This window comes from Paenibacillus sp. 7541 (genome assembly GCF_002276395.1).
Classification (GTDB): Bacteria; Bacillota; Bacilli; order Paenibacillales; family Paenibacillaceae; genus Paenibacillus_AQ; species Paenibacillus_AQ campinasensis.
This window is the reverse complement of record NZ_NQLZ01000018.1, coordinates 91976-110896: the sequence shown is the minus strand read 5'-3', so window position 1 is coordinate 110896 and position 18921 is coordinate 91976. Positions and strand designations below refer to the sequence as shown.

Genomic DNA, 18921 nt, shown 5'->3' with positions numbered 1-18921 from the left:
CATTTTTCAGCTGATACTCCTCCCAGGACAGAAACTGCAATTTTTACAGGTTTTCATCACAATAATACAGCTTTCTGACCTGAGCTTAGAGAAAGGAACACAAAAGTGAATGAACAGACAACAAAAATGTATGCCCTTTCATTATAAATTCAACTAGGATATTTATAGAAGTTCGACAAGGAAGTCAGGCATCCAAACCAGACGAAAAGGGGAGCACATATGAGCATGCGTAAATTGTTAGGAATGACGTTGACGGTGATCCTGTCATTCACTCTGCTGGCCGGTTGCTCCGGTCAGAAAAGCACCACACCTTCGGCCGAGTCTCCTGCGCCGGACCAATCTGGAAGCGCTTCCGAGTCTCCGTCGACAGACCCGGTCACTTTGAAGTGGGCGCTGTGGGACTGGGAGGCAACGACGTATTATCAGCCATTGATCGACGCGTATCGGGAGAAGAATCCGAATGTCACGATTGAATACGTGGATCTGGGCTCCACCGATTATATGACGATGCTCAGCACGCAGCTTTCGGGAGGGGCCGATCTGGACATTTTGACCGTAAAGGACATTCCGGGTTATGCCAACCTGGTGAAGCAGAATCATCTGGAGCCGCTGAAAGCGTTCATGAGCGAGCAGAACATCGATCCGGCGCGCTATGACGGAACCGTTGAGCAGATCGTAATGAACGATGAAGTGTATGCGCTTCCTTTCCGCAGTGACTTCTGGATTATTTATTACAACAAGGATCTGTTCGACCAAGCGGGCGTTCCTTATCCGACGAATGACATGACCTTGGACCAATATGATGAGCTGGCCCGGAAGGTAACCTCCGGCAGCGGAGCGGAGAAAGTATATGGCGCTCATTATCACACGTGGCGAAGCGCGGTTCAGTTATTCGGCATTCTGGACGGGCAGCATACGGTGGTTGAGGGGGAGTATGATTTCCTGAAGCCGACCTATGAGCGAATTCTGAAGCAGCAGGAGGACGGGATCGTGATGGATTACGCGACACTGAAAACATCCAGCACCCACTACTCCGGCGTGTTCTACAACAATTCGGTGGCGATGATGAACATGGGCAGCTGGTTCATATCCACTCAAATCGAGAAGGTTAAGAGCGGTGAATCGCAGGCAACCAACTGGGGGATTGTGAAGTATCCGCATCCGGAAGGGGTAGAAGCAGGCACGACGCTCGGCACCATCACCTCGTTGGCGGTAAACCAGAAATCCGCGAATAAAGCGGCGGCGCTGGATTTCCTGAAATTCGTGACCGGTGAAGAAGGCGCGGCCGTCATTGCCTCCACAGGCACGCTTCCGGCGATCAAGAACGAGGAAGTGATCAACTCGATTGCATCCATGGATGGATTCCCGACGGATGAAGCGAGCAAGGAAGCATTAACGACGGCAACCACCTATCTCGAGATGCCTCTGCATGACAAGAGCGCGGACATCGAAGTCATTCTTAATGAAGCTCATGACAGCATTATGACCCAAAACACCACCATCGAACAAGGGCTGGAGGATATGACAACACGGGTACAGCTGATTCTGAACAACTGAGACAGTATGCCGGGTACCGATGAATTGACGGTCTTAACCAGCGGTGCAAGCGCGCGGCATCAAGCAACCTAAGGGCGTGTATCGAGGGCGGGCTATAGCAGCCCGCCCTTCCTATGTAGCGCCAACAAGTTTGGAGGAGAACGGATGCGGAACGAAACGACAATCAATCCGAAAACAATAAGAAAGAGTCGCTTATCCAAAAAGACCCGAGAGCATTTGATTGCCTATAGCTTTATTGCCCCGAACTTTATCGGCTTTGCGCTCTTTACGCTGGTGCCGATGGTATTTGCGTTTATTCTGGCATTTGTAAAATGGGATGGCGCAAACCCGATGGAATTTACCGGGGTCAGTCATTTTATTCGTTTATGGAAGGACCCCACTTTTCATAAAGCGTTGTGGAACACCATTGTTTATACCGTCGGCGTCGTGCCGCTGACGATGGTGTGTGCGCTGGGGCTGGCGATTCTGCTCAATCAGAAGCTGTTCGCCCGCGATTTTATGAGAACGGTGTTCTTCTTCCCGTATGTGGCCTCGCTCGTTGCGGTTGCTGCGGTGTGGAACTTTATATTCAGTCCGACGATGGGCCCCGTGAACAATCTCCTGCACGCACTGACAGGCGTGCCGATCGAGGATCTGCCTCGCTGGGCTGCGGATAAAGATTGGGCCATGTTCACGGTCGTACTGTTCACCGTATGGAAGAACATGGGCTATTATATGGTCATTTATTTGGCCGGGCTTCAGGGCGTCAACCCCGAACTGTATGAAGCCGCCGAGCTCGACGGCGCAAATGCCTGGCAGCGATTCCGGAATGTGACGATTCCTCAGTTAGCGCCAACGAGCTTTTTTGTCCTGATGATTCTGATCATTAACTCGTTTAAAGTCTACGATATCTTCATCAACCTGTTTGCCGGTGCGGATAACCAGCTGAACGATACGACCAGGGTCCTGGTCTATCAAATCTACAATACGGCATTTCGTTCGTTGGATTACGGTTATGCCAGTGCCATCGCCATCGTATTATTCCTGCTCGTCCTTGGAATTACGTTGATTCAGTTCCAGGGTGAGAAGAAGTATGGACAATAGGAGGATTAACAGATATGGTAGGAACTAACAAAAGGGTTAAAATCGGGGTCAAGGTGCTGGCCTATTTGATATTGTTTGTTGTTGTCCTATGTATGCTTGTTCCCTATTCGTGGATGCTTTCCTCTTCGCTCAAGCTGAACAAGGACGTGTTCACCTTTCCGATGCAGTGGATCCCGGAATCTCCGCGTTGGAGCAACTATAAGGAGATTTGGACGCGCATTCCGCTGGGAACCTTTATTTACAATACGGCCAAGTTGTCGGTGATCGTGACCGCGCTTCAGATTCTGACCTCGAGCTTTGCCGCCTATGCGTTCTCGAAGCTGAATTTTACAGGCAAGCATGCGCTGTTCCTTGGTTATATCGCGACCATTGCGATTCCTTGGCAGGCGTACATGGTGCCGCAGTTTATCATGATGCGTTCCATGGGGCTGAACAATACGCACCTGGCGATTATTTTACTGCAGGCGTTTTCGGCTTTTGGCGTATTTCTGATGCGGCAGTTCTACCAGAGCATTCCGGATGAGCTGTGCGAGGCAGCCCGCATTGACGGGCTGAGCGAGTACGGCATCTGGGCGCGGATTATGGTGCCCCTGTCCAAGCCGGCGTTGTCCACGCTGACTATTTTCACCTTCGTTTCCACCTGGAACGACTTTCTGGGACCGATGATTTATCTGACGAAAACCGAGCTCAAAACGATCCAGATCGGCCTGCGAATGTTCATCTCGCAATATTCAGCGGAATATGGGCTGATCATGGCGGCCAGCGTCATATCGATCATACCGGTGCTGATTGTGTTCCTGGTGCTGCAGAAAAACTTCGTGCAAGGCGTGGCTTCCACCGGCATTAAAGGATAGTGGCAGGCTATTAGGATCAGATTCTAATGAAGGGAAGTGGCCAAGATGGCATGCAATACGGGGGATAAGGATATCCGTGCAGCGCTGGCGGCGAATCCGCTTCGGTCCCGCGAGGACATGGAAGCCCTGCTTCAGCAGCTGCTTGCACCTTTGGAGCCGTACTACAGTCAGGGGAAGGCCCGGCTTGCGCTGGGCCACTCCGGAGCGAGCTATCCATCCGTCATCGCTGAAATGGAAGCGTTCTCTCGGGTGCTGTGGGGACTGGTGCCTTTGCTCGCCGGCGGGGGAGAGAGTGAGTTGTGGGAGCATGTACTTGAAGGCATTGCCAACGGTACGGACCCTGAGCACGAGGAGTACTGGGGCGTTGTTTCGGACTATGACCAGCGGTTGGTGGAAATGGCGGTGTTCGGTTATGCGCTGGCCCTGATTCCGGATCGAATCTGGAAGCCGCTTGGGGAGAAGGCGCGGCATAACCTGTACACCTGGCTTCATCAAATCAATGCGCATCCTTGTCATGACTGCAACTGGCTGTTCTTTCAGGTACTGGTGAACATCGGATTCCACAAAGCCGGTCTTCCCTATGATAAAGCGCAGCTGCAGCGGAATTTGGAGCGGCTTGACACTTTTTATCTGGGGGACGGTTGGTACAGTGACGGGCCGGAGGGGCATAGCGATTATTACGTGCCGTTTGCCTTTCATTACTATGGTCTGCTTTATTCCAAGCTCATGTCCGGGGAGGATCCGGAGCGCGCGGCGCTGTACCGGGAGCGGGCGAATGCCTTTGCTCCGCATTTCATGGCCTGGTTCTCCCCGAACGGCGCGGCGCTTCCTTATGGACGCAGCCTGACGTACCGCTTCTCACAAGCGGCGTTCTGGGGGGCGATGGCTTTTGCGGATACGGATGGAGTGGCACCGGGCGTGTTAAAAGGGCTGCTCCTCCGCCATTTGCGCTGGTGGTTCAGCCAGCCGATTGTGGATTCCGGAGGGCTCTTGTCCATCGGATACGCCTACCCGAATTTGGTGATGGCGGAGAACTACAATTCGCCAGGCTCTCCTTACTGGGCGCTCAAGGCGTTTCTGCCGCTGGCTTTGCCTGCTGACCACTCGTTCTGGATCTCGGAGGAGCAGCCTTTACCAGAGATGGCTGCCGTGGACGTTCAGAAGCCCGCTCATCTGGTATTGGTGCGGGATCCGGCATCGGGGCATGTGGCGGCGTTCAACAGCGGGCATGCCGGGACGAATGAACATACGCATACGTCGGCCAAGTATGAGAAGTTTGTGTATTCGACGGGGTTCGGGTTCAGCGTGCCGCGCTCCGAGTGGGGGTTGTCCCAGGGGGCCTTTGACTCCATGCTTGCCCTGAGCGAGGGCGGGGACAATCTGTACCGGGTGAGACGACATAATAGGAGCACTTTGATCGAGGAAGATCTGCTCCATGCCGTGTGGAAGCCATGGTCCGATGTAGAGGTCAGCACATGGCTCATCGCAGGGCTGCCGTGGCACATCCGGATTCATCGGATCGCGACCCAGCGGGTGCTGGATGCAGCCGAGGGAGGATTTGCGCTGGGTATTGAGCAACCGCCCCTTCAGCGCGTCGGGGATGACGAAGCCTGGGCAGGGAGTGCCTGGGGCATCAGCAGGGTGAGGAGCCTGCTTGGCTATGACGGGGCCCGCCTCATCTGGCCGAATGCGAATACCAACGTGCTGCGGCCGCGCACCGTGATTCCGACGCTGACCGCTTCGCTTCAGCCCGGCGTTCACTGGCTGGCCTCTGCTATATACGGCGATCCGGTGATGGATAAGACAGAAAGCGGCCGCGCTTGTGCCAAGCAGCCATTCGTTCTGACTGAAGATGGGCTGGACGATTTGCCGCAGATTGGGCTGAAGGTGGAAATCGGTCAGGATGATATGATCGTTTATAGCGGGCGGGACAAGAAGATCAAGCTTAGGCTGCCGCTAGATCGGCAGCAATTCTAAAAGCACGACGATGATCGTGATCTCGCTTTGTTATCGACTCAGCTTCCCTAGATTTAGATGAGGAAAGGAATCGTCATGGACAATCCGAATATGAACAGAATCGGGCAGCGCCAACTATCGGATGTGGTTGAGAGGATGGTACCTCCAGGGCTGCATTTCTATTACCCTGACGGGGATGGACCGGCATTCTGGCAAAGGGTTAGGGAAAGCAAGGCGTACGCTGCTGATGTAGCCGAAATCAAGGCGGAAGGCAAGCGCCTTCTGGGGCAAGCGGTCCCGGAGCTAACCTATGCCTTGTTCTCCTTGTATGCGAAGCAGGGTTCGAGACTGGAATATGAGCGGGTTTATTTTGAGCGGAGACGGCGGCTGAACACTTTTGCGCTGTTAGGTCTGCTGGAGCCGGAACGCGAGGATTATGTGGAGGAGCTGCTGAATGCGGTTTGGGCGATTTGCAGTGAACTGACCTGGTGTCTGCCTGCGCATGTTGGCGAGCGGCGTCCGGTTGCGGATACGATAGATCTTTTCTCGGCGGAGACCGGGTTTACACTCGCTGAGCTTACGCTGCTGCTCGGGGATCGGCTGCCGAAGATGCTGAAGGCGCACATCCTGGAGCTGGTGCACCGCAGGCTGCTTCTGCCATTCCTTGAGAAGGGCCCGTATGAATGGGAGGAAGCTGAGCATAACTGGGCGGCAGTATGCGCGGGATCCATTGGCGCTGCTTCCCTGTTGCTGCTGCAAGAAGAGCGGGAGCAGGACCTGCTGGTCCGGATTCTGGAGAAAACCGAGCGCAGTATGGCCTGTTACCTGAAGGGCTTCGGGGAAGACGGGGGATGCCTGGAGGGGCTTGGCTATTGGAATTACGGGTTCGGTTATTTTGTGTATTACGCGGATCTGCTGTTCAAGCGTACTCAAGGGGAGCTGGACTGGTTCAGCCTCGAGAAGGTTGAGGCGATTGCGGGGTTCCAGCAGAAGTGTTTCCTGGGCGGAAACGCCGTCGTCAATTTCTCGGATTCATTCCCACATGAGCAGGTGCAGCTTGGGCTGTCCCGTTATCTTGCCGGCCGTTATGACAGCGTGCAGTCGCCACCGTCCGCGCTTCGAGCAGACTACCGGAAGGATCATTGCAGCAGGTGGGCAACGGCCCTTCGCAATTTGCTGTGGCGGGAGCAGGCCAGCAACGTACCGGATTGGCCTCCCGGAGACTACATGCTGGAGGATGCCGGCTGGCTGATCTCCCGCACGGTATCGAGCGCCGGAATCTTCGGCTTCGCTGCCAAGGGCGGTCATAATGACGAGCCGCATAACCATCTGGATCTCGGGCAGTTTATGCTCGCAGGAGACGGGGAGTTTTATCTATCGGATCTGGGCTGTGGAGAATATACGAAGGATTACTTCGGTGCTGGCCGTTATCTCTACGATTGCAATGGTGCTCAGGGGCATTCGGTTCCGATCGTGAACGGCTGTCTGCAAGCTGCGGGAAGGCAGCGGAAGGCATCTGTCGTGGAGCAGGCGATCAGCGGTCAGGAGGCTCGGCTTACGATTGAGCTGGCCGCCGCCTATGAATGCCCTTCGCTTCAGAGCTTGCGGCGCACCTGGCGGTGGCATAAGCATGAGCTTCCGTGCCTGGAATTAAAGGATGTATTTGTGCTGACTGACAGACCGGACGCGCTGCTGGAGCGATTCGTGACGCTGATTCGACCGGAGCAAGCGGAGGATGACGAAGGGCAGCTGCTGCTGGACCGCGGGACGCTTGCATTGAAGCTCGCCTATGACCGGGAGCTGCTGCGGCTGGAGGTGACCGAACGAATCTGGCGCAATCATGATGGGGAGGACGAGGTATGGTATACGCTGGATTTTCATGTGCTTCGGCCAGAGCGGCATGTGGAATTGGACTTTATATTTCAGTTTGTAAGACGCTAAACAAGCAACAGGCTGACGCTTAGTGACGCAGGGGATACGGCAAATGAGAAGGGAGAGGGATGGAAATGGTGAATGCGTGGGTGGATGAAGCGTGGCAGAGGTCGCTCGACAAGACGCTGCGCAATACGACTAGGATCGGTTCGGGGTTTCCGCATGCCAGTCAGGACGGTGTATACCAGCTGGCGGAGCCGGCTTGGTGGACCGCCGGTTTCTGGCCGGGGCAGCTGTGGCTGTTATATGCCCAGAGCGGGAAGGAAGAGCTGAGAGCACTGGCCGAAGCGTGTGAGGCGAAGCTGGACGAAGTGCTGGACGGATATGTGCGGCTGGACCATGATATCGGGTTTATGTGGACGTTGACGAGCGTGGCTAATTACAAGTTGACCGGCAGTGAGGCTTCACGGATCAGGGGCTTAAAAGCAGCGAACTATTTAGCCGCCCGCTTCAATGTCAAAGGGCAATACATCCGGGCCTGGAATCCATGGTCGGAAGGCGAACGCAACGAGGGATGGGCGATTATCGACTGCTGTATGAACATGCCGCTGCTGTTCTGGGCATCGCGCATCAGCGGTGATCCGCGGTATGCGCATATTGCCGAGGCACATCTGGATACGGTGCTGAAGCATTTTATCCGTGCGGATGGTTCCGTATATCATATCGTGATTTTTGATCCCCATACGGGAGAAAGACGGAAGGCGGTAGGAGGACAAGGCTATGCGCCAGAGTCAGCTTGGTCGCGGGGAGCGGCATGGGCGATCTATGGTTTGACGCTGGCTTATCACCATACCGGCAAGGACGAATATTACCAAGCAGCCACACGGGTGGCGAACTTCTTCCTCAGCAGGCTGCCGGAGGACCAGGTGCCGGCTTGGGATTTTCGTGCTCCGGAGGAGCTGCGCAGCTTGCGGGACACCTCGGCTGGGTCATGTGCCGCAAGCGGTCTGCTTCTTCTCGCGGATAAAAGTGAAGGCGGAGATGCCGAAGCTTACCGAGCAGGTGCTGTGCGAATCCTGAAGTCGCTATACGAAAATTACGGCGCCTGGGATCGTCCGGATGAGGAGGGGCTGATCCTGTCCGGCACCAGCAATTACCCGCAGGGCACCAATATAGACGTTCCGCTGATTTACGGCGATTTCTACTTTGTAGAGGGTCTGGCGCGATTGAAAGGGTATGGTCCGTTCTACTGGGAGTAACAAGCTTTACCAGGGATACCTGGATGGATGACCAATCTTCTGGCCTGGACGGGATAATCTGGCAGTATTCACACAACCGTCAGGCTCACTAAGGAGGAGGACATCAACTAAGTGATACAATAGCGTTAACGAGAAGAGCTTCACGGAATGGAGGTGCCTTTTTGCAGCGGATGGAGGATCGATTGCAAGCCTGCCTGTCAGAGCATGCATCGCTGATATCAGACCTGAAGCGGGTCAGAGCGCTGGAGCTGCCGGACTGGTGCATCGCCGCAGGATATATCCGCAACTACGTGTGGGACCGATTACACGGTTACGACGTCCGGGATAACCACAGCGATATTGATGTCGTCTATTATGATCGCCAGAATCTGTCCGAAGACAGAGATCGCTTGCTTGAACGGCATTTGCGCGAAGTGACCGGAAACGGGAAGTGGTCGGTTAAAAATCAAGCCAGAATGCATGTGAACAATGGAGACTCGCCGTATGCCGATACTGCGAATGCGCTGGCGCATTGGCCGGAAACGGCCACAGCGGTTGGGGTTCGCCTGGACGAGCGTGATCATCTGGTTCTGGTTGCGCCGTATGGGGTGGATGATCTTTTTGAATTGAAGGTGAGACAAAGCCCGCTGTTCAAGAAGAGGGATGTATTCTTGAATCGCGTACAGAAGAAGGGATGGCTGGAGCTGTGGCCTCAGCTGACCTTGATTGCGGATTAGCGGTATTTTTCTATCAGCATATGGGGAGCGCCATTGCAGAGGAGGTAGATGAGGAGCTTTTCAAAAGGAGCCCTATGATATCCATATGATCAAAGAGCTATAGCAAACGGGTGTCTATATCATAACCAACGGATCGAGGAGGAGCCGGGTTGATCGAAATTGTCGAGGTAACGGCGGATAATATCCAGGACAAGGGTTTTTTCTGCATGCGAAGCAAACCGAAAACGGAGGGCTATCAACGAAAGCAGGAGTGGCTGCTTCGCCGATTTGAGGAAGGGTTGAAGCTGAAGATCATCGAGGAAGATGGTTATCCTCGGGGTTTTATGGAGTACACCCCCATTGAGTTTGCCTGGCGTGGGGTTACCGGGAAGAATTATTTGTTTATCCACTGTCTGTGGATTGTAGGCCGGGGCAAAGGCAAAGGATACGGCAAGCAGCTGCTGAATGATTGCATGGAAGACGCCAGGCGCAGCCGTAAATCAGGAGTTTCCATCATGACAAGCAGTCAGACCTGGTTGGCTGACAAAAGCTTTTTTACTAAACAAGGGTTCGAGCTGGTCGATCAGACTCCGTCTGGCTTCGAGCTGCTTGCAAGGCGATTTGACGATTCTCCTGTGCCCCGGTTGGTTCATGGATGGGAGGAGAGGGCTGCCGGTTATCGTGAAGGCTTGACCATTCTGAAATCGGACCAATGCCCTTACATTCAGGATGCGGTGACAACCATCGTGGAGGTTGCCCAAGAACGAAATATACCGATCCAGGTGATGGAGATGGAAAGCTCGGCGGACGCGCAGCACGCTGTATCGGCTTACGGGTCGTTCAATGTGATTTATAACGGAAAGCTGCTAACCTACCATCCTGTGACGAAAAGGGAGCTGTATAAGCTCCTGGACCAAGCGTAGGGCTGGAGATATTCCCGAAACTAAGGTGAATCTATGGAATGTGTGAAAAGGGTCGTATTGTTACTCACCATGTTGTTTGCCATTATGGGATGCCAAAGCGGTAAAGGCATTTCCGTCGAACAGGTGGAGGAACTGCTGGAGGAGCGTGCCTATCAACCATTAAAGCTGAATCAAAGCCAGAACTTTGAACACCAAGAGCGGCCCTGGCTCTGCTTATGTTCCGAGCTTAATGGCCAGCAGTATATCGTGGTCATCTCTCCCTCTGCTGAATGGACCGAGATTCCGCTGGGAATGGAAGGGCGTTTAACCTATGAGCAAATTGCAGAAGTTCTTGTACGAGAAGGCTTGGTGTCGGATATAGAGCGTATGGACCTGAATAATCTCAACCCGGGGTTAACGGATGACACCCCTATTCACTGGTATTATCATGATGTGTCTGGCGATAGATTGCACAGATTTGATCTTGAGGGTGAGCGGATCTCTCAAACTTCATTTTCTGGAAGGTAGCTGCCTTTCGTTTAAGGCGATGCACTGCTCGAAAGAAATCAAAAGAAGTCAATCAAATTGCCTCCCTTGTTTCCTGCTGCTATACTTTTGCGTATGAGATAGGATTGGGGGTAGGTTTTGTGGCAGTGTTAACTTGCTCATTTGCTAGGAAGTCCTCATGCAAAGCCTGATTTGGGGCGATACTTTGCGTGAGGTGCGGTTAGGATGAAATTCGATCGCCCAAACTTCATATTATCGTTTCTAATGATTGGCTTTGCGCCTTATTGAATTTTTTAAAATCATAATAAGGGGCGTAAAAAGCGATGAGCACACCATTTATTAGAAACCATCAGTACAACGTCATTAAGAAACAATCCGAGTTCCTCCTGAAGACATTGCGATCTGTTGCGGATCGGGGAGTGTTGGAGACGGTAAGATACAGTGCCGTGACGAACATTATGGCGGCTTTTCCTGCTGTCACCGAGGAGCAGAGACGGATGCTGGAATCCATATTGGCCTGCGAGACGGCCTATGATTTCCAGAGCTATCTGAGCGGGTTTGAACGGTATTTGGAGCCTTTCCCGGCGATTACGGAGAAGCAGATCCAGAAGCTGTTCCCCAAGAGCAAGAAGCTGAAAATACCGGATCTCCCATCGGTAGATTTCCGTTATATCACGTATCTGAGCTGGGTGGATATTGCCACGAGCAGGTTGTTTATTGTCTATCCGCTAGAAGGCCAGTTTGTGGGCATTGAGGGGAGAATTACGCCGACCAACAAGAAAGGCTACTGCATGTTCTGCAATCGGCATCAGGAACTGGCGTTCTTCTCGGTCAGAACCAAGCCGTCCCACCCTTCGCCGGATAATATCTCCGCGATCGGTCAGTACGTATGCATGGATAACCAGGCTTGCAATCAGAGCATTACCGATACCGAACAGCTTGAGAAGTTTATTCTTCATGCGAGGAAATAACATCATAGATAAGAACGAGACTGCCATTTTTATGGCAGTCTTTTTATAACGTTTTTGATACCTTTACAGATCCATTAAATGGTATCATATGGAAACGAAAAGAAACGAAGGTCACGGTCAGGAGCTATAGCGAGAACGTCACTGCAGGAGGAGCTTATTATGAAGATAAGGGATGCCATCAATGAGATATTGGATGAACTGCCGGATGAGGAGCTGCAGAAGCTGTATTGGTCTATTCGGATTTTTCATGAACATTATGCCTTCAACAGAACCTTACAGGATAAAGGTGTGGTCATCTCTCCGCTGTACGAGGATAGAGAACATATCAAAGCATGTTGGGACAAAGCATTTGCTCATCATGTTCCGGACGAGATCAAGGAAGCCATCCACTATGACCAATACAAGTGGCATCTGTTCAGCTATGAACAGGCCGACTGTCTCCAGGCTGAGGAGGCCAGAGCAGCCTTCGATCAGATGGTGAAAGGTGACTTGTATGTGATGTATCAGCACGGGCCTGATGTATTCCTATATGAGCATGCGAAGGATCTGGTATCCACGGATTTTGATGCACAGCAGGATATCTATGTTTTTGACAGGGAATTTAGCTGGACCTATGTACACACGCATGAAGCTATGTGCGGGCCCTATTTTGCAACCTCGAAATAAAATGGTGTAGAGCGGAGGGGTTATGATGAAAGGAAGCAAGCGATACCTACTCTTTGTTCTGGTTATCGTAGTAGCGACCGGATGCTCGGGACTGGGTGGTGAGGCTGCCGGGGATCGCGAGCGGGTTGTTCTGGTGGAAGAGGAAGCATTAGTTGCAGAGTTCGATGAATTCGCGCAGCTCCCATGGTCTAAGGACATGATTCCACACATCGACTGGGCGCTGACAGGAACGTTTACATCGAATGGTTATGAGATGAGAGGGCATGAGGGACAGGTCGGATTTCTTGATGTAGGCTAGCGGGATGTTCAACAAGGCATTCACGCTGCTCATGCTTCTGATCAAGGCAAACTTTCTTCACTATGTAAAACGATGGGAGCGAACATATAAAGCGGGGTGCTTTCATGTATTTTCTTCAAATGTCGGGTTTCCCCGGTTCCGGGAAATCGACGCTGAGCAGACGAATCGCCGCCATGACGGGGGCGCTCATTATTGATCATGATGTTTCCAAAACCGCACTATTAAAGGCATCAGAGGGCGAAAGAATCGAATTGAGGACACTCGGCAGGCTCTCATATACGGTGGATTGGGCATTGGTTGAGTTTTATTTATCACAAGGGTATGATGTGATTTTTGATAGTCCATGTTTATATTCCGAGATGATTGAGAATGGCATGAATCTAGCGGAAAAGTATGGAGCTACATATAAATATGTGGAGTGTCTATTTCATGATTTCAACGAAATCAACCGCCGATTGCGGACCCGCCAGCGGATGATCAGTCAAATCGCGGAGACGGCGGAAGCCGATTTTATAGCTGCCATTCAGGACAGCAAGCGGCCTCCATCCCATATCAAAAGCTTGGTAGTGGATTCTTCCCAGCCACTCGACAGTTATATCCAAGATGTGTTGGATTATATCCGGGAATAGCATGCGTTCACTCACGAGCTGGTTGATAGGTTAAGCGTGTTATAAGAATTATAATAGGAATGAGGATAACCATGACAGAATATCGATTCCACCCAATGACTGAGGAATATGCAGCCGAAATCTCGACTTGGAAATACCCGGAGCCTTACTCGTTATACAGTATGGAGCACAGTGATGAAGATATCGCTGAACTGATGAATGGAGATTATTTCTACGCTTTGGATATGCAGAATGCTCTGGCAGGATTTATATGCAAGGGCAATTCAGCCCGGGTTCCCGGCGGGGTTCAGGCCGGCCTCTATGATGATGCCGATGTTATGGATATGGGGCTGGGGTTAAGACCCGATGTCACAGGGAGGGGGAAGGGACGGGACTTTCTGCTGGAGGGAATCGCCTTCCTGAAGGAACGGTTTGAGCCTAAGCGGCTCCAGCTGGTCGTCGCTCTGTTTAACAAGAGAGCGATAGCCGTTTATGAACGGTCGGGATTTGTGAAAGGCAAAAAGTTCAGCAGCAAAGTCGGCGAGCGCGATATGGAGTTTGTAGCGATGCATTTTACAGGGCGATAACGGATGACAACACATGAAGAGATCTATGCAAACCAAGCGGTTGCTTATGATTTGATGATTAGCCGGCAGCCTGATTTGACCGAAGTGATAAGTGAGATCAAAGGTTTTCACGATCTGGATGTACTTGATCTGGGGGCAGGGTCTGGGAGGTTGGCGATGATTCTTGCCCAGAAGGCCCGTTCATTGGTGTGTACGGACCGTTCTTCTTCGATGCTGGACTTATTAGAGCGTAAGTTCATTCAGCAGGGAACGGCTCGTCACTGGCAGACTGTTGTGGCTGATCACCGTCAGCTTCCTATTCCGGACGAATCCGTAGATTTAGCGGTTTCCGGTTGGAGCATCAGTTATTTAACAAACTCGGGCAACCCGGAATGGAGAAGCAATCTTGAACGTATAATGTCAGAATTATACCGTGTCGTCAGGGTGCATGGAACGATCGTCATTTTCGAGACGCTGGGTACGGGGACGATAACTCCAGATCCCCCAGAAATTTTGAAGCTATACTACAGTTCTCTTGAAAAGGACTACGGATTTCAACATACATGGATACGCACGGATTATACATTCCGGGACGTGGAGGAGACGAAGGAGAACATGGCCTTTTTCTTCGGTGAAAGTATCGCACATCAGATTACGGTCAATCAATGGTCAACCGTGCCAGAGTGTGCGGGGGTGTGGTGGAAGCACTTGTGAGCGGCACTACAATAAATTCTCCATGATCATAACATCGATCAGCATGCATTAATAGAACACATCACCATTTCTCAGTCGAACTCACTCATGTAAGAAATGACCTCATCTCCATATGTGTTCATTAATGATCAATGGTTGTTGCTACGAATTTTCCTTCTGCGGGTCAGCGATAAAATGTCTACTCTTCGATCCGAGGTATCGGTGTTTTTTGTACTAGCTTCAGTTTGATTAAGGGCTGGATTTGACGGCTGAGCGTCGTAATATCGATGCCGAGCGTCGGCTATTAGCTTCATGGACGATCTATTGTTGACGATTCATCTCATACAAGATGTGACTCTGGACAGGAGACAGATCGATATCGCCTACGCAGCCGCCGAAGCTCCGGGTATGGGTGCTTACACATGGTACTTGGAGCTGTGCCTCGAATAAGTGTATGAAATAAGAAAGAACCCGCTAATGGCAGCGCTTTGGCTGATCATAGCGGGTTCTTGTATGGCGAGGCGGGAATATACGCCAGTCCTTGCTAGAAATCGTATGCAGCTTCCTTCGTCTCCCGGATTTGCGCATGGGTCTCGGTCAGCGTGACGGTATCCTCAACCAGCCGCTCAATGCGGAATTTCACATCATCGTTGACGATCTGTTTGCGCATAAAATCCTTTTCCTCAATAAATACATAAGTCTGAACGATATGGGCCTTCATATAAGCCAGAATCGGCTTCAGCTGCTGCTCCGGCATCAGAAAATGCTTGGGGGACCCAGCGGTCACAATCATGCTGACCACTTTATCCAGCAAAGCGTTCTGCGGAAGCAGATCAAAAATGTTTTTCAATGTAGCAGGAATGGATGCCTGAAACACGGGGGTCCCGATCATCAGTGCGTCGGCGTTCATAATCGCGCTTGTCACATAGCCGGTGTCCCCTGGATACTCCAGATAGTTTCGACCGTCACTGAATTGCACATCATATTCGGCAAGGTCGATCATCGTGGCGGTTACGTCAGGATATTTGTCGGCCAGGACCTGCATGGCTTCATTCATGGCTGTTCGCGTCTTGGAACCGACGATGGAACCGGATAACAATACAATGTTCATCTGCCGGACCTCCTATTCATGGTTTAGCTGTATATTTTCGAATGGCAGGTAAAATTTCGGTGCCGATTAACTCGATATTTCGCTGCAGCTTATCAAACGGCATGCCGCCAAAATCAATCTGGGCGATATAGCGCTGGTGACCGAACACTTCATGCTGGTACAATATTTTCTCGATGATTTGTTGCGGACTGCCGATATTCATAATGCTGCGTGTGTCGATGCCCTGGGCAAACAGCTGCTTGGAGAAGCCTTGTCCGTTCGTTTTCTTCATGCCCTCGTTGATATAGGGGTACAGCTCCTGCAGCGCTTGCTGCGATGTATCTGCCGCATAGAAGAAGCCTGCGGTGGCAACCGGCAGCTGGGCTGGGTCATGTCCTGCCTGCCGGGCCGCTTGGCGGTAAGCGTCAATCGTCTGCTTGAAGACGGATACGGGGCCGCCCAGATGCGCCATAAACATCGGAACGCCGGCCATCCCGGCTTTGATGGCACTGGCAGGACTGCCGCCGACGGCCCGCCATATCGGCATCGAGCCGCCTTGCGGTCGTGGTAGCACCTTCGCATTGCGCAGTGGGGCACGATACTCTCCGCTCCAATTCACAATCTCCTGCTCGTTGATTTGCAGCAGTAGCTCGAATTTTTCCTCAAACAATTCTTCATAGTCCCGAACATCGTAACCGAGAAGCTCGAACAGGCCGATTCTCGAAGCACGCCCTGCGACGATTTCCGCGCGCCCCCCCGAGATCAGATCGATGGTGGCAAAGTCTTCATAGACGCGAACCGGATCTGACGTACTGATAATGGTGGAGGAGCTGGCAATTTTGATCTTCCGGGTGGCCTGCGCGATCGCCGCCAGCACTACCGAGTGAGCCTGGGTCGCAAAATAATCCTGATGGCTTTCACCCACACTAAAGAAATCCAGCCCTGCCTGTTCTGCAAGCTTCGCGTATTCAATAATCTGATGGATTCGTGCCTGGGTCGATATCCGTTCTCCCGTATTCGGATCGGGCAGATGGTCGCCCAGTGTATATATGCCAAACTCCAGTCCCTTGTGAGGGGCCAGACGGTATTGTTCCATGATGTCATCACCTCTTGGTTTATGGTGTTCATTCTTGACGGGACTATGCCCTTCATGCTGCTATTATATAAGTCATTATTGTTGATAGTAAGTACACACTTAAAAGTGGTATAGTATCTAAAAAGATACCAAGGAGGTTTCCTATGGAAAAGCAACCTGATCTGTGTCGTGTTGAGGACGCCTTGGACATATTGGTGGGGAAGTGGAAGCCGATTATTCTATTGCATCTGCTTCAGCAAGGGACGAAGCGCTTCAGCGAGCTGAAGCGGAGTATGCCGGGGATCACGCAGAAAATGCTTACCCAAAAGCTGCGGGAATTAGAGGAGGAGGATATCGTGGAGCGTATCGTGTATCCGGAAGTCCCGCCGAAGGTCGAGTATTCGATCACGGCGTATGGAAGAAGCCTGGAGCCGATTCTCGAAGCAATGCATGAATGGGGAACGAACCATATTGTGCACAAGATTCGGAAGCAGGAAGGGATGAATAAAGCGGGATCCCAAGAAGAGCGCAAGTAGATATCGTCTGCAAGGAAAAGGGCGACCTATCCGTACATAATGAGGTGATGAGGTTGAATATGCGACTGCCTTCTCCAGAACTAATCATGCAGATTGAACAGTCAGAGAAAGATTATATGAGCGACAGAATGTTAGCGATTCAAGAGCGAGAAGGGAATCCGGAAGGGATTGAAATGGTCCGTTTCGGGCAAGCGCTGTGTTTATATAGCCGGACGATGCCCTGGCCTTCTTTTAACACGGTGAAAGGAATGACATCTGAGGATCGGATTTATCTGGATGAGATCATAGCCTTCTACAGAAGCCGGGGGCGGAAGATGCAATTTGAAATGGTCCCGACCAGAGTGGATGGCCATCTGTTGGCCGAGTTAACCCGCCGCGGATTGTACCCATCGGGCTTCCATGCCTCCACCTATGGTGTCCCCTCTAAGGAACTGCTGAGCAGGCCGGATCATATTGAGATTAGGAAGGTCGAAGAGGGGGACTTTAGGACCTATGCGGCCATCCATTGTCGCGGGACAGGACTGCCGGAAGAGGGGATTCCGCATGTGGCTCGCAATAATCGTGTATTGTGGCGGCGGCCGGGCTGGGAATTTTACATCGCCTATGTTTCCGGGCAGCCTGCGGCAGCGGCCGTCATGTATATCCGGGATGGCATCTGCTCATTGACCTTTGCGGCGACTTTGCCGGAGTACAGAGGACAAGGCCTGCATCAGCTTCTGCTGAATACCCGAATTGCGCGGGCGTATCAGCAAAATTGTGAGCTGGTGGTTGGCCAGTGTGCTTTCCTATCTCAAAGCCAACGCAATATGGAGCGGGCCGGGATGAAGCTGGGTTATGTCAGGACGACATGGACAGAAGCGGAGTCCAATTGAAATCTTTATTTAAAAGGTCACGTTGTAGTAATATCTTCGCTAAATTCGTTAGTAACTTAACTGATGAGGAAATCAGCAGTGTTAGTAAGTTCGCGGATAGCGATATGTTTTCCTACTGGGTTATAAACGATATTGAGTTCCTGGCGGCTATTGAGATGCTGCTTGATTACAAGGGCGCTACATTCAAACCTTTGGGAAGTGTAACTCGGGCTGTTTCTGTTCTTTACTATAGCGTTTTCTTTTTTATCTTTTGCAGCGAGTATCGTTGACATTAATGAAATGACAAGAACAATGAACAAAAGGCGGACAAAAGCTTTTTTCATTCCCACTCCCTAAATATGGTATGATATTACAGGGATATCCTACTATTTGGATACTATATGTAAATAGCTTCCTCTGGCTATTTGAAGAAACGGAGTGTCGGAATGTATGAAAAAGTTTAGGATGTTGGATTATATTATATTTTTTACCGTTTCCCTTATTTTAACACTTCTGAATATTGCGGGGACAAATTCAATTATGGGGGCTGTTGTGGCTTCGGTCATTATCTCTATTTTTGGCACGATTACGAATGTAATGTTTAAAAATAAGTCGGTTAAATAGACACGTCAAAGGCTTAATATGCTTGGACCTGTGGCTGCTATTGAAAAAAATTTCTAAACTATATTGCGGGTAAAAACTTGTTGTGAACATGGGGTCTTTGCCCAGCGTTGTACCCCACAGGGGGCAAGCCGGGAAACGCTGCTGAAGCGGCTGAAGAGCAGAGGCGACCATGCACAGTCATGGCCTGCCCAGCAAATTGACCGCTGTGTATCCAGCCTATCTGAGGACATGTTTCGCATGCATCTTCATACGGATGAT

The 18921-nt window shown here is 51.5% G+C and carries 20 protein-coding genes; 17 read left to right on the top strand and 3 right to left on the bottom strand.

Annotated features, from left to right (window positions below):
* The first annotated feature begins 225 nt into the window (after window positions 1–225).
* The 15 genes from CHH75_RS12605 to CHH75_RS12535 all read left to right on the top strand — a co-directional run bounded on the left by CHH75_RS12605 (window position 226) and on the right by CHH75_RS12535 (window position 14508).
* Complete coding sequence (locus tag CHH75_RS12605) at window positions 226–1557, top strand: ABC transporter substrate-binding protein (protein WP_230875585.1); 1332 nt, start codon at window positions 226–228, stop codon at window positions 1555–1557.
* 144 nt (window positions 1558–1701) lie between these two features.
* Complete coding sequence (locus tag CHH75_RS12600) at window positions 1702–2640, top strand: carbohydrate ABC transporter permease (protein WP_095398330.1); 939 nt, start codon at window positions 1702–1704, stop codon at window positions 2638–2640.
* Between the two features lie 14 nt (window positions 2641–2654).
* Window positions 2655–3494, top strand: coding sequence for a carbohydrate ABC transporter permease (locus tag CHH75_RS12595; RefSeq protein WP_095398329.1), 840 nt, complete (start codon window positions 2655–2657; stop codon window positions 3492–3494).
* A 45-nt stretch (window positions 3495–3539) separates the two neighbouring features.
* Window positions 3540–5471, top strand: coding sequence for a DUF2264 domain-containing protein (locus tag CHH75_RS12590; RefSeq protein ID WP_176475549.1), 1932 nt, complete (start codon window positions 3540–3542; stop codon window positions 5469–5471).
* Between the two features lie 90 nt (window positions 5472–5561).
* The gene (locus CHH75_RS12585) at window positions 5562–7391 is read left to right on the top strand and encodes a hypothetical protein (RefSeq protein WP_095264401.1); all 1830 of its coding nucleotides are present in this window, start codon (window positions 5562–5564) and stop codon (window positions 7389–7391) included.
* Window positions 7392–7450: 59 nt separating this feature from the next.
* Window positions 7451–8581, top strand: coding sequence for a glycoside hydrolase family 88 protein (locus CHH75_RS12580; RefSeq protein ID WP_095398328.1), 1131 nt, complete (start codon window positions 7451–7453; stop codon window positions 8579–8581).
* A gap of 170 nt (window positions 8582–8751) precedes the next feature.
* A complete protein-coding gene (locus CHH75_RS12575) occupies window positions 8752–9297 on the top strand; it encodes a nucleotidyltransferase family protein (RefSeq protein WP_095398341.1) in 546 nt (181 codons plus the stop codon).
* 149 nt (window positions 9298–9446) lie between these two features.
* On the top strand, window positions 9447–10199 hold the full coding sequence (locus CHH75_RS12570; protein WP_095398327.1) for a GNAT family N-acetyltransferase: 753 nt from the start codon (window positions 9447–9449) through the stop codon (window positions 10197–10199).
* Window positions 10200–10268: 69 nt separating this feature from the next.
* Window positions 10269–10706: a hypothetical protein gene (locus tag CHH75_RS12565; RefSeq protein WP_141235839.1), complete on the top strand. Its 438-nt coding sequence runs from the start codon at window positions 10269–10271 to the stop codon at window positions 10704–10706.
* A gap of 302 nt (window positions 10707–11008) precedes the next feature.
* Window positions 11009–11656: a FusB/FusC family EF-G-binding protein gene (locus CHH75_RS12560; protein WP_095398326.1), complete on the top strand. Its 648-nt coding sequence runs from the start codon at window positions 11009–11011 to the stop codon at window positions 11654–11656.
* A gap of 159 nt (window positions 11657–11815) precedes the next feature.
* Window positions 11816–12322: a DUF4275 family protein gene (locus tag CHH75_RS12555; RefSeq protein WP_095398325.1), complete on the top strand. Its 507-nt coding sequence runs from the start codon at window positions 11816–11818 to the stop codon at window positions 12320–12322.
* Between the two features lie 22 nt (window positions 12323–12344).
* On the top strand, window positions 12345–12620 hold the full coding sequence (locus CHH75_RS12550) for a hypothetical protein (protein ID WP_141235838.1): 276 nt from the start codon (window positions 12345–12347) through the stop codon (window positions 12618–12620).
* A 104-nt stretch (window positions 12621–12724) separates the two neighbouring features.
* The gene (locus tag CHH75_RS12545; RefSeq protein WP_095398323.1) at window positions 12725–13249 is read left to right on the top strand and encodes a P-loop nucleotide/nucleoside kinase family protein; all 525 of its coding nucleotides are present in this window, start codon (window positions 12725–12727) and stop codon (window positions 13247–13249) included.
* Between the two features lie 95 nt (window positions 13250–13344).
* Window positions 13345–13815, top strand: coding sequence for a GNAT family N-acetyltransferase (locus CHH75_RS12540; RefSeq protein WP_255223028.1), 471 nt, complete (start codon window positions 13345–13347; stop codon window positions 13813–13815).
* Window positions 13816–13818: 3 nt separating this feature from the next.
* Window positions 13819–14508: a class I SAM-dependent methyltransferase gene (locus CHH75_RS12535; RefSeq protein ID WP_095398321.1), complete on the top strand. Its 690-nt coding sequence runs from the start codon at window positions 13819–13821 to the stop codon at window positions 14506–14508.
* A 523-nt stretch (window positions 14509–15031) separates the two neighbouring features.
* Here the strand turns inward: CHH75_RS12535 and CHH75_RS12530 are convergent.
* Entirely contained in the window at window positions 15032–15598 is a 567-nt protein-coding gene (locus CHH75_RS12530; RefSeq protein ID WP_095398320.1) for an NADPH-dependent FMN reductase, read from the bottom strand.
* 16 nt (window positions 15599–15614) lie between these two features.
* A complete protein-coding gene (locus tag CHH75_RS12525; RefSeq protein ID WP_095398319.1) occupies window positions 15615–16673 on the bottom strand; it encodes an LLM class flavin-dependent oxidoreductase in 1059 nt (352 codons plus the stop codon).
* Between the two features lie 143 nt (window positions 16674–16816).
* Between CHH75_RS12525 and CHH75_RS12520 the strand changes: the two genes are divergently transcribed.
* Both CHH75_RS12520 and CHH75_RS12515 read left to right on the top strand, forming a co-directional pair.
* Window positions 16817–17188, top strand: coding sequence for a winged helix-turn-helix transcriptional regulator (locus CHH75_RS12520; protein ID WP_095264246.1), 372 nt, complete (start codon window positions 16817–16819; stop codon window positions 17186–17188).
* 86 nt (window positions 17189–17274) lie between these two features.
* Window positions 17275–18060, top strand: a complete 786-nt coding sequence (locus tag CHH75_RS12515; protein ID WP_255223027.1) for a GNAT family N-acetyltransferase — start codon at window positions 17275–17277, stop codon at window positions 18058–18060.
* Between the two features lie 56 nt (window positions 18061–18116).
* On the opposite strand, the gene CHH75_RS12510 is transcribed toward CHH75_RS12515, so the two are convergent.
* Window positions 18117–18383, bottom strand: a complete 267-nt coding sequence (locus CHH75_RS12510) for a hypothetical protein (protein WP_095398317.1) — start codon at window positions 18381–18383, stop codon at window positions 18117–18119.
* Between the last annotated feature and the right edge of the window lie 538 nt (window positions 18384–18921).

Excerpts from the sequence above, each read along its gene's own strand:
- CHH75_RS12605 (WP_230875585.1), top strand. The coding sequence starts at position 226 with ATGCGTAAATTGTTAGGAATGACGTTGACGGTGATCCTGTCATTCACT.
- CHH75_RS12600 (WP_095398330.1), top strand. The coding sequence starts at position 1,702 with ATGCGGAACGAAACGACAATCAATCCGAAAACAATAAGAAAGAGTCGC.
- CHH75_RS12595 (WP_095398329.1), top strand. The coding sequence starts at position 2,655 with ATGGTAGGAACTAACAAAAGGGTTAAAATCGGGGTCAAGGTGCTGGCC.
- CHH75_RS12590 (WP_176475549.1), top strand. The coding sequence starts at position 3,540 with ATGGCATGCAATACGGGGGATAAGGATATCCGTGCAGCGCTGGCGGCG.
- CHH75_RS12585 (WP_095264401.1), top strand. The coding sequence starts at position 5,562 with ATGAACAGAATCGGGCAGCGCCAACTATCGGATGTGGTTGAGAGGATG.
- CHH75_RS12580 (WP_095398328.1), top strand. The coding sequence starts at position 7,451 with ATGGAAATGGTGAATGCGTGGGTGGATGAAGCGTGGCAGAGGTCGCTC.
- CHH75_RS12575 (WP_095398341.1), top strand. The coding sequence starts at position 8,752 with ATGGAGGATCGATTGCAAGCCTGCCTGTCAGAGCATGCATCGCTGATA.
- CHH75_RS12565 (WP_141235839.1), top strand. The coding sequence starts at position 10,269 with ATGTTGTTTGCCATTATGGGATGCCAAAGCGGTAAAGGCATTTCCGTC.
- CHH75_RS12560 (WP_095398326.1), top strand. The coding sequence starts at position 11,009 with ATGAGCACACCATTTATTAGAAACCATCAGTACAACGTCATTAAGAAA.
- CHH75_RS12555 (WP_095398325.1), top strand. The coding sequence starts at position 11,816 with ATGAAGATAAGGGATGCCATCAATGAGATATTGGATGAACTGCCGGAT.
- CHH75_RS12550 (WP_141235838.1), top strand. The coding sequence starts at position 12,345 with ATGATGAAAGGAAGCAAGCGATACCTACTCTTTGTTCTGGTTATCGTA.
- CHH75_RS12545 (WP_095398323.1), top strand. The coding sequence starts at position 12,725 with ATGTATTTTCTTCAAATGTCGGGTTTCCCCGGTTCCGGGAAATCGACG.
- CHH75_RS12540 (WP_255223028.1), top strand. The coding sequence starts at position 13,345 with ATGACTGAGGAATATGCAGCCGAAATCTCGACTTGGAAATACCCGGAG.
- CHH75_RS12535 (WP_095398321.1), top strand. The coding sequence starts at position 13,819 with ATGACAACACATGAAGAGATCTATGCAAACCAAGCGGTTGCTTATGAT.
- CHH75_RS12530 (WP_095398320.1), bottom strand. The coding sequence starts at position 15,598 with ATGAACATTGTATTGTTATCCGGTTCCATCGTCGGTTCCAAGACGCGA.
- CHH75_RS12525 (WP_095398319.1), bottom strand. The coding sequence starts at position 16,673 with ATGGAACAATACCGTCTGGCCCCTCACAAGGGACTGGAGTTTGGCATA.
- CHH75_RS12520 (WP_095264246.1), top strand. The coding sequence starts at position 16,817 with ATGGAAAAGCAACCTGATCTGTGTCGTGTTGAGGACGCCTTGGACATA.
- CHH75_RS12515 (WP_255223027.1), top strand. The coding sequence starts at position 17,275 with ATGCAGATTGAACAGTCAGAGAAAGATTATATGAGCGACAGAATGTTA.
- CHH75_RS12510 (WP_095398317.1), bottom strand. The coding sequence starts at position 18,383 with ATGAAAAAAGCTTTTGTCCGCCTTTTGTTCATTGTTCTTGTCATTTCA.